This window comes from Streptomyces sp. NPDC047028 (assembly GCF_040644095.1).
In the GTDB taxonomy this organism is placed as follows: Bacteria; Actinomycetota; Actinomycetes; order Streptomycetales; family Streptomycetaceae; genus Streptomyces.
In genome coordinates this window covers 210597-222208 of record NZ_JBEYVS010000002.1, presented here as the reverse complement: position 1 = coordinate 222208, position 11612 = coordinate 210597, and the positions used below count along the sequence as shown (strand labels likewise).

Here is an 11612-nt window from a genome sequence, read left to right as displayed (position 1 = left end):
CGGTCAGGGCCGCAGGCTGCTCACCAGGTCGGCCGTGGCGGTGAGCCCGCTGTTGATGGTGGGCGCCATGCTCGTGCTCGCAAGGTAGAAGCCGAGCAGGATGCAGACCAGCCCGTGGGACACCTTCAGCGCACCGCTGCGCATGAAGATCACGGCCAGGATCAGGAGCAGCAGCACCACAGAGATGGAAATGGCCATCGGAACCTCCTCCGCCACGCCCCTTTAGCGGCGTTCGGCCGTAAGTGTGGCGTAGCGGAGGGTTCGTCCGGGCGGCTGACATGTCCGCCGATCGTGTGGTGTTCGGACCGTGGTCCGCTCAGGGCGACGGGATGTCGGCCAGAGCGGCCAGCGCCTCCCGGTGGGCGCCCGCGGTGCCGTAGGCGATCGAGTCGGCCTTGGCCCGCTTCAGGTACAGGTGGACGGGGTGCTCCCAGGTCATCCCGATCCCGCCGTGGAGCTGCAGCGCCTCTTCCGTGACGCGTACGGCGACGGGGGCGGCGTAGGCCTGGGCGACGGCGACCGTGAGGTCGGTGTCCTCGCCGGTGGTGAGCGCGTCGGCGGCGGCGCGGGCGGCGGCCCGGAGGTTCACGACCTCCAGCCACAGCTGGGCGAGCCGGTGCTTGAGCGCCTGGAAGCCGCCGAGGGGCCGGTTGAACTGCTTGCGCTCCTTCAGATGGCGGACCGTCTCGGTCAGCGCCCAGTCGGCGACGCCGAGTTGTTCGGAGGCGAGCAGTCCGGCGGCGGCGCGCAGGGCCCGGCGTACGGCGGGTTCGGCGTCGCCGATCCGGCGGCCGGCCGCGCCGTCGAGCAGCACCCGGGCCACCGGCCGCGTGAGGTCCAGGGAGACCTGCGGGATGACGGACACCTCCTCGGCGGCCACGGCGTACAGCCCGCCGTCATCGGCCGGGACGAGCAGCACGTCGGCGGCGGCCGCGTCGGCCACGCCGGTCAACTCCCCGTGCAGGCACCCGCCTTCCAGGCGTACGGCCGGGAAGGCGGCGCCCGGTGCCAGGTGCAGCCCGACGGCGAGGGCGCCGATGGTCCGCCCGGAGGCCAGCCGGCCGAGCAACTCCTCGTCCCCGCAGGCCAGCAGGGCCTCGGTGGCCACCACGGCGCTGGTCAGATAGGGGACGGGTGCGACGGCCCGGCCCAACTCCTCCAGGACGACGGCGACTTCACGGTGGGTGGCGCCCTGGCCGCCCAGCGCCTCGGGCACCAGCAGGCCGGCCAGGCCCATGCCGTCGGCGAGGGATTTCCACAGGGCGAGGTCGTGCGGCGCGCCGGACTCGGCGCGGGTGATCACGCCGGCCGCGTCGCAGTGGTCCCCGAGCAGGTCGCGGACGGCGGACCGCAGGGCCTCTTCCTCCTCCGAGTACAGCAGGTCGGGCTGTGCGCTCATCGGGCCAGGTCCTTCCAGGCGACGTCCTTGTCGGTGCGCGGTTCGGCGGGCAGGCCCAGGACGCGCTCGGCGACGATGTTCAGCAGGACCTCGCTGGTCCCGCCCTCGATGCTGTTGCCCTTGGACCGCAGGTAGCGGTACCCGGCGTCCCGGCCGGTGAAGTCGACCAGTTCGGGGCGGCGCATGGTCCAGTCGTCGTACAGCAGGCCCTCCTCGCCCCGGAGTTCCACCTCCAGGCCGCTGATCTCCTGGTTGAGCCGGGCGAAGGCGAGCTTCATGCCGGACCCCTCGTATCCGGGCTGGCCGGCGACGAGTTGCTGGCGCAGCCGCTCGGCGGTGAGGCGGGAGACCTCGGACTCGACCCACAGTTTCAGCAGCCGCTGGTGGAGGTCGTGGGTGCGCAGTCCGGGCCGCTCGCGCCAGGTCCTGGTGACGGGCCCGATCATGCCGCCCTCACGGGGCAGCCGCATGCCGCCGATGGAGACGCGCTCGTTCATCAGCGTGGTCTGGGCGACCCGCCAGCCGTCACCGACCGCGCCGAGGCGGCGGGAGTCGGGGATGCGGACGTCGGTGAGGAACACCTCGTTGAACTCGGCCTCGCCGGTGATCTGGCGCAGTGGCCGCACCTCGACGCCCGGGTCGGTCATGTCGCAGACGAAGTAGGTGATCCCGGCGTGCTTGGGGACGTCCGGGTCGGTGCGGGCGATGAGGATGGCCCAGCGGGCGACGTGGGCGCTGGAGGTCCACACCTTCTGCCCGTTGACCACCCAGTCCTCGCCCTCCCGGACGGCGCGGGTGCCGAGGGCGGCCAGGTCGGAGCCGGCGCCGGGCTCGCTGAACAACTGGCACCAGACCTCCTCCCCGGTCCACAGCGGGCGCAGGTAGCGCCGCTTCTGCTCCTCGGTGCCGTAGGCGAGGACGGTCGGCGCGGCCATGCCCAGGCCGATGCCGATGCGCCGGGGGTCGTTGTCGGGAGCCCCGGCGGCCTCCAGCTCGGCGTCCACGACCGCCTGGAGGGAGCGCGGGGCGCCGAGTCCGCCGAGGCCCTCCGGGTAGTGCACCCAGGCCAGGCCGGCGTCGAACCGGGCCCGCAGGAAGTCCAGGCGGTCGGTCTCGGCCGGCGGATGCGCCGCCAGCAACTCTCCTGTACGGCTGCGCAGTTCCTCCGCGTCACTCATGCGGACTCCGTCGCTCGCACGGTCTGTGTGGCTCATACGGGCTCCTCCGTCAGGACGGCGATCCGGCCGGTGGACCGGCCGTCGGCCACCTTCTGCACGGCCTCCGCGGCCCGGTCCAGCGGCACCCGCTCGCTCACCAGCGGCTTGATCGCGCCCCGCGCGGCCAGTTCGGTGAGCTGCTCGTGGCACTGCCCGACCAGCTTCGGGTTCTTGGTGTTGTACAGGCCCCAGTGCAGGCCCAGGATGGCGTAGTTCTTCACCAGGGCGTGGTTCAGCGCCGGGCTCGGGATGCCGCCGCTGGCGAAGCCGACGACGACGATCCGGCCCTCGAAGGCGACCAGCTTGGCGGACTGGGCGTAGGCGTCGCCGCCGACCGGGTCGTAGATCACGTCGGCGCCACGGCCCGAGGTGGCCTCCTTCACGGCCGCGACGACGTCCTCGGCGTGCCGGTCGACCACCACGTCGCAGCCCAGCTCGCGGGCGACGGCGGCCTTCGCCGCACCGCCGACCACGCCGATCACGCGGGCCCCGGCGGCCTTGCCCAGCTGGACGGCCGCGCTGCCGACGCCGCCGGCGGCGGCGTGCACGAGGAGGGTCTCGCCGGCTTCCAGGCGGGCGCGGCGGTGCAGGCCGAACCAGCCGGTCTGGTAGCCGATGTGCAGGGCGGCGGCCTCGGCGTCGTCCAGCGAGTCGGGGGCCGGCAGCACGGCGGCCGCGTCGGCGACGGCGTACTCGGCGAAGCCGCCGTAGGGCAGCGCGGGGTTGGCGATCACCCGGCGGCCGTCCTCGGTCTCGCCGCAGATCTCCACGCCGGGCGTGAAGGGCAGCGGCGGCCGCACCTGGTACTGGCCCCGGCACATCAGAGCGTCGGGGAAGTTGACGTTGGCGGCGCGCACCCGCAGCAGCACCTGTCCGGCGCCGGGCACGGGCCGCTCCACCTCGGCGAGGCGCATCACCTCGCTCGGCTCACCGTTCTCGTGCACGTGCCATGCCTGCATGCGGGGCCTCCACGGGACTGCGTCGTCTGACCGGCTTCCGATCGCATACTAAGCGGTCGCTTGCCCATCAGGGAACAGCCGCCCGGAATCCGTTCCCGGCGTCACGTCCTGCGGGGCCGGGCCCGCACGTGCATTCGCTCCCCCTGCGGCCCGAACAGACTCAGGAACTCCACCGGCCCCTCCCCCGTGGATCCGAACCAGTGCGGCACCCGCGTGTCGAACTCCGCCGCCTCGCCCGCCGTCAGCACCACGTCGTGCTCGCCGAGCACCAGCCGCAGCCGCCCGGCCAGCACGTACAGCCACTCGTACCCCTCGTGGGTGCGCGGTTCCGGCTCCTGCCTGCGCTGCGGTTCGAGGACCTTGTAGGCCTGCAGTCCGCCCGGCTGGCGGGTCAGCGGCCAGTGCGTGCGGCCGCCCCGGATGATCGGCTCCGCCCGCACCCGCGGGTCCCCCACGGCCGGCGCTCCGACCAGTTCGTCCAGCGGGACCTGATGGGCCTGCGCGATGGGCAGAAGCAGTTCCAGGCTCGGCTTGCGCAGTCCCGACTCCAGCCGGGACAGGGTGCTCACGGAGATGCCGGTGGTCTCCGAGAGCGCGGCCAGGGTCACCTCGCGCTCCTTGCGCAGGCGCCGCAGCCGGGGGCCGACGCCGGCCAGTACGTCTTCGGTCGTCATGAGGTTCATTGCAGATTCGGCAAACACGTTTGTCAATCCGCGGCCGTACACGTGACCCTCGCCGCATGACCGAAAACAGCACGCAGGAAACCGACAGCGGCCGGTACGAGGTCGTCGTGGTCGGCGGCGGCGCAGCGGGGCTGTCCGCCGCCCTGGTCCTGGGCCGGGCCCGGCGCCGCACCCTTGTCGTCGACGCGGGCGAACCGCGCAACGCGCCGGCCGCTCACATGCAGGGCTATCTGTCCCGGGACGGCATGTCCCCGGCCGAGTTCCTGGCGATCGGCCGCGAGGAGATCGCCCGGTACGGCGTCGAACTGGTCCGGGGCCGGGCCGTGGACGCCCGCCGCGACGGCGACTTCGCGGTCACCCTGGCGAGCGGGCGCCTGGTACGGGCCCGGCAGCTGGTCGTCGCCACGGGCCTGCGGGACGAGCTGCCGCCGCTGCCCGGCCTGGCCGAGCGGTTCGGCCGGGACGTGATCCACTGCCCGTACTGCCACGGCTGGGAGGCCCGCGACCTGCCCACCGGCGTCCTCGCCACCACACCGATGAGCGTGCACCAGGCGCTCATGGTCACCCAGTGGTCCAAGGACGTGCGCCTCTTCCTGCACCAGGTGCCGGAGGCCGCCCTCACGGACGACGACCTGCGCCGCCTCGCCACCGCCGGCGTCACCGTCGTACCCGGCGAGGTCGAGGCCCTGGTCGTCACCGACGACCGCCTCACCGGCGTCCGCCTCACCGACGGCACGGTCCACGACCGCGAGGTCCTCTACGCCGCCCCGCACGCCGTCCCCCAGAACGACCTTCTCGTCCGCCTGGGCGCCGAACTCCACGAGACCCCCTTCGGCGCCTACCCGGTGATCGACGACCGCGGCCGGACCACCGTCCCCGGCCTCTGGACGGCAGGCAACACCAGCGGCTACGCGGAACAGGTCATCAACGCGGCAAGCAGGGGCTACAGGGCGGGCGCGGCCATCAACGGGGAGCTCCTGATGACCGACCTCGACAGTGGCGCCCCAAAGGGGCGCGGGGCTGTGTCCGATCTACGGCTGCCGCCGCGTGGGCGCGACAAGCCACCACGCGCCCGCGCCTGAAAACCGCGCGGCCACCCCACCCCTGGTGCACCCTGGACCCATGTTGCTAGCCCGGCTGGCCCAAGTCTCCCAAGAAGTCACAGCAACGGCGTCGCGGACACGCAAAACAGACCTCCTCGCGGAGCTGTTCCGGGAGGCGGAACCGGACGACGCGCCCATCGTCATCCCCTACCTGGCGGGACGCCTCCCGCAGGGACGCCTGGGCGTCGGCTGGAAGGTACTGGCCCACCGCGTCGAGCCAGCGGCCCAGCCGACCCTCACCGTCCGGGACGTCGACGCCCGCCTCACCGACCTGGGCAAGGTGTCCGGCCCCGGCTCGCAGGCGGAACGCTCGCGGAGGGTCGGCGAGCTGATGGCCCTGGCCACCGAGGCCGAGCAGCGCTTCCTGCTGGGCCTGCTCACCGGCGAGGTCCGCCAGGGCGCGCTGGACGCGGTCGCCGTGGAGGGTCTCGCGCGGGCGACCGGCGCGGATCGGGCGGCGGTGCGGCGGGCGGTGATGCTCGCCGGTTCGCTGCAGGCGGTGGCCGGCGCGCTCCTCGCCGAGGGGCCGCCGGCGCTGGAGCAGTTCCGGCTGACGGTGGGCCGTCCGGTGCTGCCGATGCTCGCGCACAGCGCCTCCTCGGTCGCCGAGGCGGTCGAGAAGCTCGGCGCGTGCGCGGTGGAGGAGAAGCTGGACGGCATCCGGATGCAGGTCCACCGGGACGGCGACACGGTGCGCGTGCACACCCGGACGCTGGACGACATCACGGCCCGGTTGCCCGAAGTGAAGGATGCCGCGCTGGGGTTGGCGGGCGAGCGGTTCATCCTGGACGGAGAGGTGATCTCGTTCGGCGCCGACGGCCGGCCGCGTTCCTTCCAGGAGACGGCCGGCCGGGTCGGCTCCCGCACGGACGTGGCCAAGGCCGCCGAGGAGGTCCCCGTCTCCCCCGTCTTCTTCGACGCGCTGTCGGTCGACGGCCGGGATCTGCTGGACCTGCCGTTCGCCGAACGGCACGCGGTGCTGGCCCGGCTGGTGCCCGAACCGATGCGGGTCCGCCGTACGGTGGCGTCGGGGCCGGAGGACACCGCCGAGGCGGAACGGTTCCTCGCCGACACCCTGGCCCGGGGCCACGAGGGCGTGGTCGTCAAGGCGCTCGACGCCCCCTACAGCGCGGGCCGGCGCGGTGCCTCCTGGCTGAAGGTCAAGCCCGTCCACACCCTCGACCTGGTCGTGCTGGCCGCCGAGTGGGGCCACGGCCGGCGCACCGGGAAGCTCTCCAACCTGCACCTCGGCGCCCGCACCCCGGACGGCACCTTCGCCATGCTCGGCAAGACCTTCAAAGGCATGACCGACGCCCTGCTCGCCTGGCAGACGGGGCGGCTCCAGGAGCTGGCTGTGCGGGAGCACGGCTGGGGAGTCACCGTACGCCCCGAACTCGTCGTCGAGATCGCCTACGACGGACTGCAGCGCTCCTCCCGCTACCCGGCCGGCGTCACCCTGCGGTTCGCGCGCGTTGTGCGCTACCGCGAGGACAAGCGCCCCGAGGAGGCGGATACGGTGGAGGCCCTGCTGGCGGCCCATCCGGAGGTCACACCGTGACGGTGCGTGCGACGAAGCGCAGTGCGGGACTGCTGGTGTTCCGGCGCACCGGCGAGGGCCTTGAGGTGCTGCTCGGGCACATGGGCGGGCCCCTGTGGGCGAAGAAGGACGCCGGGGCCTGGACCGTCCCGAAGGGCGAGTACGAAGCCGACGAGCCCGCCTGGGACGCGGCCCGCCGCGAGTTCCGGGAGGAGCTCGGGCTGGCACCGCCCGACGGGGAGGCCGTACCGCTGGGTGAGGTCGTGCAGAAGAGCGGCAAGATCGTCACGGCCTGGGCGGTCGAGAGCGAGGTGGACCCGGCGGCGATCGAGCCCGGCACGTTCACGATGCAGTGGCCACCGCGCTCCGGGCGGATCCAGGAGTTCCCCGAGCTGGACCGGGTGGCGTGGTTCGGTCTGGGGCGGGCCCGCGAGGTGATCATCACGGCGCAGGCCGCGTTTCTGGACCGGCTGGCGGAGCACTCGGCCTGACGACGGCGGCGCACCACCACGACGCGTGCCACCGCGACAGCGGCTCACGCGTTGCGGCGGGCGCCCTCGCGCGCGAAGGTCGAAGCAAGCCCGCTCCCAGGGAGGTCAGCCATGCCCATCGCCACGGTGAACCCGGCGAACGGCGAGACGCTCAAGACGTACGAGCCGATGGGTGAGGAGGAGCTGGAACGCCGGCTCCAGCTCGCCGAGGCCACGTTCCGCACCTACCGGACGAGCGCGTTCGCCGAGCGTGCCCGCCTGCTGAACAGGGCCGCCGACCTGCTGGACGAGGACCAGCGGGAGATCGGCCGGGTGATGACCACGGAGATGGGCAAGCCGGTCAAGCAGGCCCGCGCGGAGGCCGCGAAGTGCGCCAAGGCGATGCGCTGGTACGCCGACCGGGCCGAGGGCCTGCTGGCCGACGAGGAGCCGGACGCGGCGGACGTACGGGACTCCGGTGCCTCCCGGGTCCGGGTCCGCTACCGCCCGCTCGGGCCCGTGCTCGCGGTGATGCCGTGGAACTTCCCGCTCTGGCAGGTGATCCGCTTCGCCGCGCCCGCGCTGATGGCGGGCAACGTGGGCCTGCTCAAGCACGCATCCAACGTGCCCCAGACGGCCCTGTACCTGGAGGACCTGTTCCACCGGGCGGGCTTCCCGGAGGGCTGCTTCCAGACGCTGCTGATCGGCTCCGGCGCGGTCGACGACATCCTGCGCGACGAGCGGGTCAGGGCGGCGACGCTCACCGGCAGCGAGCCCGCCGGCCGGGCGGTCGCCTCCACCGCGGGGGAGATGATCAAAAAGACGGTGCTGGAGCTGGGCGGCAGCGACCCGTACGTCGTCATGCCGTCGGCGGACCTCGACCGCGCGGCTCAGGTCGCGGTGACCGCGCGGGTGCAGAACAACGGGCAGTCGTGCATCGCCGCCAAGCGGTTCATCGTGCACACGGACGTGTACGACGCCTTCGCCGCGCGCTTCACCGAGGGCATGAGGGCGCTGAAGGTCGGCGACCCGATGGAGGAGGACACCGAGGTCGGGCCACTCGTCAGCGAACAGGGGCGCACCGACCTGGAGGAACTGGTCGACGACGCCCGCCGGGGCGGCGCCGAGGTGCTGTGCGGCGGACAGCGGCCGGACGGGCCGGGCTGGTACTACCCGCCGACGGTGCTGGCCGGCATCACGCGGGAGATGCGCATCCACCGCGAGGAGGCGTTCGGGCCGGTCGCCACGCTGTACCGGGCAGGCGACCTGGACGAGGCGCTGCTCATCGCCAACGACTCGCTGTTCGGCCTCAGTTCGAACGTGTGGACGCGGGACGAGACCGAGCTGGAGCGGTTCGCCCGCGACCTGGAGGCGGGTGCCGTGTACGTCAACGGGATGACCGCCTCCCACCCGGCGTTCCCGTTCGGCGGGGTGAAGCGCTCGGGCTACGGGCGTGAGCTGTCCGGGCACGGAATCCGGGAGTTCTGCAACATCACCACGGTTTGGCAGGGTGCGTGACGACCACGCAGCTACCATCCCGTTTGTGAACCGCGAAGTGACTCTCCCTCTGATCGTCGACGACCGCGGCACCTTGCAGGTCTCCGCGTCCGACGTGAGCAAGCTGTTGCGGACGGTCGGTGGGCGGTGGCTGCGGCTGGTCGAGGCCGGGGAGCAGGGCCTGGACGAGGACACGGTGGCCGCGCTGACCATCGAGCTGGCGAAACTCGCGGACCGTATCGACGTGGCCTGCATCGCGCACAGCAGCGGGGCGCCGTAAACCCCCCGGACCGGGCCTGTTCGTCCGCCCTCCGGCGCACGTGATGTGTGCGACACCGTGTCCCCGATCTGGAGTAGTCCGGCGAGAGATCTTCGCCCTGCCGGGTGATCGTGGGTGGAGCACCTCCTGAGGTGAACCACCTTCTGACCGGCGGGCGACGCCTGCCGGAACCGAGAAAGCAGGGACGGTTCATGGCGACTTTGTGCAGACCCTCGGTGTCGGTTCCGGAGCACGTGATCACGATGGAGGAGACGCTGGAGCTGGCCCGCTCCCGGCACGCGGACCACCCACAACTGCCGCTGGCACTCAGGCTGATAGAGAACACGGGCGTGCGCACCAGGCACATCGTGCAGCCCATCGAGGAGACGCTGCGACATCCCGGATTCCAGGAGCGGAACAAGGTCTACGAGGCCGAGGCCAAGGCCCGGGTGCCGGCGGTGGTCCAGCGGGCGCTCGACGACGCCGAACTGCTCACCACCGAGATCGACGTGATCATCTACGTGTCGTGCACGGGCTTCATGATGCCCTCGCTCACGGCCTGGCTGATCAACTCCATGGACTTCGACAGCACCACCCGGCAACTGCCCATCGCCCAGCTGGGCTGCGCGGCCGGCGGCGCGGCGATCAACCGGGCCCACGACTTCTGCACGGCCTACCCCGACGCCAACGTGCTGATCGTGGCCTGCGAGTTCTGCTCGCTGTGCTACCAGCCCACCGACCTCGGTGTCGGCTCGCTGCTGTCCAACGGCCTGTTCGGCGACGGCGTCGCCTCCGCCGTCGTACGCGGCCGCGGCGGCACCGGCGTCCACCTGGAGCGCAACGGCTCGTACCTCATCCCGAAGACCGAGGAGTGGATCGCGTACGACGTCCGCGAGACCGGGTTCCACTTCATGCTCGACAAGCGGGTGCCCACCACCATGGAGCCGCTCGCCCCGGCGCTGAAGGACCTGGCCGGCACGCACGGCTGGGACGCGTCCGACCTGGACTTCTACATCATCCACGCCGGCGGCCCCCGAATACTCGACGACCTGAGCACGTTCCTCCAGGTCGATCCGCACGCGTTCCGGTTCAGCCGTTCCACGCTCACCGAGTACGGCAACATCGCCAGCGCCGTCGTCCTGGACGCGCTGCGCCGGCTGTTCGACGAGGGCGGCGCGGCGGACCGGGCGCGCGGGCTGCTCGCCGGGTTCGGTCCCGGCATCACGGCCGAGATGACCGTCGGCCGCTGGACCAGCGCGGACGGAGACCCGCGATGACAAGTGAGCCGCTCACCGAGACCTTGCCCCCGGTCCGGCACTGGCCGGCGGCCGACCTGTCCGGCACCGACTTCGACCCGGTGCTCACCGGGCTGATGGACGAGGGTCCGGTCACCCGCATCCAGCTGCCCAACGGCGAGGGCTGGGCCTGGCTGGTCACCCGGTACGACGAGGTACGGCTGGTCGCCAACGACCCCCGCTTCAGCCGCGAGGCGGTCATGGGCCGACAGGTCACCCGGCTCGCCCCGCACTTCATCCCCGACCGGGGCGCGGTCGGCTTCCTCGACCCGCCCGACCACACCCGGCTACGGCGCTCGGTGGCCGCCGCGTTCACCGCGAAGGGCGTGGAACGCATCCGTGACAAGGCGCGCGGGATGCTGGACGAACTCGTGGACGAACTCCTCCAGGACGGGCCGCCCGCCGACCTCACCAGTGCGGTGCTCAGCCCGTTCCCCATCGCGGTGATCTGCGAGCTGATGGGCGTCCCGGCCGCCGACCGGCAGAGCATGCACACGTGGACGCAGCTGATCCTGTCCTCCGCGCACGGCAAGGAGGTCAGCGAGAAGGCAAAGCGCGAGATGAGCGCCTACTTCACCGACCTGATCGGCCGGCGCGCGGACAGCACCGCCGAGAACGTCACCTCCCTGCTCGGCGCCGCCGTGGGCCAGGGCGAGATCACCATGGAGGAGGCCGTCGGCCTGGCCGTCCTCCTCCAGATCGGCGGCGAGGCGGTCACCAACAACAGCGGCCAGATGTTCCACCTGCTGCTCACCCGCCCGGACCTGGCCGAACGCCTGCGCTCCGAGCCGGAGTTCCGCCCTCGGGCCATCGACGAACTCCTGCGCTACATCCCGCACCGCAACGCGGTCGGCCTGTCCCGGATCGCGCTGGAGGACGTGGAGATCGCCGGCGCCCTCATCCACGAGGGAGACCCGGTCTACGTCTCCTACCTGGCCGCCAACCGCGACCCGGACGTCTTCCCCGACCCGGAGACCATCGACGTCACCCGCAACCCCAACCCGCACGTCGCCTTCGGCTTCGGCCCGCACTACTGCCCCGGCGGCATGCTGGCCCGCCTGGAGTCGGAACTCCTCGTCGACGCCCTGCTGGACCGGATCCCCGGCCTGAGGCTCGCGGTGACCCCGGACCAGGTGCCCTTCAAGAAGGGCGCGTTGATCCGCGGCCCAGAGGCCCTTCCGGTGGCGTGGTGA

The 11612-nt window shown here is 72.4% G+C and carries 12 protein-coding genes; 7 read left to right on the top strand and 5 right to left on the bottom strand.

Features of this window, described 5'->3' with window-relative positions; all coding sequences use genetic code 11:
• Positions 1–3 precede the first annotated feature (3 nt).
• The 5 genes from ABZ854_RS03115 to ABZ854_RS03095 form a co-directional block, all read right to left on the bottom strand.
• Positions 4–198, bottom strand: coding sequence for a hypothetical protein (locus ABZ854_RS03115; protein ID WP_129310774.1), 195 nt, complete (start codon positions 196–198; stop codon positions 4–6).
• Positions 199–316: 118 nt separating this feature from the next.
• Positions 317–1399, bottom strand: a complete 1083-nt coding sequence (locus tag ABZ854_RS03110) for an acyl-CoA dehydrogenase family protein (RefSeq protein ID WP_361203318.1) — start codon at positions 1397–1399, stop codon at positions 317–319.
• On the bottom strand, positions 1396–2577 hold the full coding sequence (locus ABZ854_RS03105; protein ID WP_361203315.1) for an acyl-CoA dehydrogenase family protein: 1182 nt from the start codon (positions 2575–2577) through the stop codon (positions 1396–1398). The genes ABZ854_RS03110 and ABZ854_RS03105 overlap by 4 nt, the downstream gene beginning before the upstream one ends.
• A gap of 32 nt (positions 2578–2609) precedes the next feature.
• Entirely contained in the window at positions 2610–3575 is a 966-nt protein-coding gene (locus tag ABZ854_RS03100) for an NADPH:quinone oxidoreductase family protein (RefSeq protein WP_361203312.1), read from the bottom strand.
• Positions 3576–3676: 101 nt separating this feature from the next.
• Positions 3677–4249, bottom strand: a complete 573-nt coding sequence (locus ABZ854_RS03095; protein WP_361203309.1) for an XRE family transcriptional regulator — start codon at positions 4247–4249, stop codon at positions 3677–3679.
• A gap of 65 nt (positions 4250–4314) precedes the next feature.
• On the opposite strand from ABZ854_RS03095, the gene ABZ854_RS03090 reads away from it, so the two are divergent.
• The 7 genes from ABZ854_RS03090 (at position 4315) to ABZ854_RS03060 (ending at position 11612) form a co-directional block, all read left to right on the top strand.
• Entirely contained in the window at positions 4315–5340 is a 1026-nt protein-coding gene (locus tag ABZ854_RS03090) for an NAD(P)/FAD-dependent oxidoreductase (RefSeq protein WP_361203306.1), read from the top strand.
• A gap of 40 nt (positions 5341–5380) precedes the next feature.
• Positions 5381–6919 carry an ATP-dependent DNA ligase gene (locus tag ABZ854_RS03085; protein WP_361203303.1) on the top strand — a complete coding sequence of 513 codons (1539 nt, stop codon included), beginning with the start codon at positions 5381–5383 and terminating at the stop codon, positions 6917–6919.
• On the top strand, positions 6916–7389 hold the full coding sequence (locus tag ABZ854_RS03080) for an NUDIX domain-containing protein (protein ID WP_361203300.1): 474 nt from the start codon (positions 6916–6918) through the stop codon (positions 7387–7389). Before ABZ854_RS03085 ends, ABZ854_RS03080 begins: the two co-directional genes overlap by 4 nt.
• 111 nt (positions 7390–7500) lie before the next feature.
• Positions 7501–8886 (top strand): NADP-dependent succinic semialdehyde dehydrogenase, encoded by a 1386-nt coding sequence (locus tag ABZ854_RS03075; RefSeq protein WP_361203297.1) that lies wholly within the window; start codon positions 7501–7503, stop codon positions 8884–8886.
• A gap of 25 nt (positions 8887–8911) precedes the next feature.
• Positions 8912–9145, top strand: coding sequence for a DUF6213 family protein (locus ABZ854_RS03070; protein ID WP_129310756.1), 234 nt, complete (start codon positions 8912–8914; stop codon positions 9143–9145).
• Positions 9146–9336: 191 nt separating this feature from the next.
• Complete coding sequence (locus ABZ854_RS03065) at positions 9337–10401, top strand: type III polyketide synthase (protein WP_361203293.1); 1065 nt, start codon at positions 9337–9339, stop codon at positions 10399–10401.
• Entirely contained in the window at positions 10398–11612 is a 1215-nt protein-coding gene (locus ABZ854_RS03060; protein WP_361203291.1) for a cytochrome P450, read from the top strand. Before ABZ854_RS03065 ends, ABZ854_RS03060 begins: the two co-directional genes overlap by 4 nt.

Bases quoted from the DNA above. Each gene is read 5' to 3' on its own strand.
- ABZ854_RS03105 (WP_361203315.1), bottom strand. From the start codon at position 2,577: ATGAGTGACGCGGAGGAACTGCGCAGCCGTACAGGAGAGTTGCTGGCG.
- ABZ854_RS03090 (WP_361203306.1), top strand. From the start codon at position 4,315: ATGACCGAAAACAGCACGCAGGAAACCGACAGCGGCCGGTACGAGGTC.
- ABZ854_RS03060 (WP_361203291.1), top strand. From the start codon at position 10,398: ATGACAAGTGAGCCGCTCACCGAGACCTTGCCCCCGGTCCGGCACTGG.
- ABZ854_RS03110 (WP_361203318.1), bottom strand. From the start codon at position 1,399: ATGAGCGCACAGCCCGACCTGCTGTACTCGGAGGAGGAAGAGGCCCTG.
- ABZ854_RS03095 (WP_361203309.1), bottom strand. From the start codon at position 4,249: ATGACGACCGAAGACGTACTGGCCGGCGTCGGCCCCCGGCTGCGGCGC.
- ABZ854_RS03100 (WP_361203312.1), bottom strand. From the start codon at position 3,575: ATGCAGGCATGGCACGTGCACGAGAACGGTGAGCCGAGCGAGGTGATG.
- ABZ854_RS03115 (WP_129310774.1), bottom strand. From the start codon at position 198: ATGGCCATTTCCATCTCTGTGGTGCTGCTGCTCCTGATCCTGGCCGTG.
- ABZ854_RS03065 (WP_361203293.1), top strand. From the start codon at position 9,337: ATGGCGACTTTGTGCAGACCCTCGGTGTCGGTTCCGGAGCACGTGATC.
- ABZ854_RS03075 (WP_361203297.1), top strand. From the start codon at position 7,501: ATGCCCATCGCCACGGTGAACCCGGCGAACGGCGAGACGCTCAAGACG.
- ABZ854_RS03085 (WP_361203303.1), top strand. From the start codon at position 5,381: ATGTTGCTAGCCCGGCTGGCCCAAGTCTCCCAAGAAGTCACAGCAACG.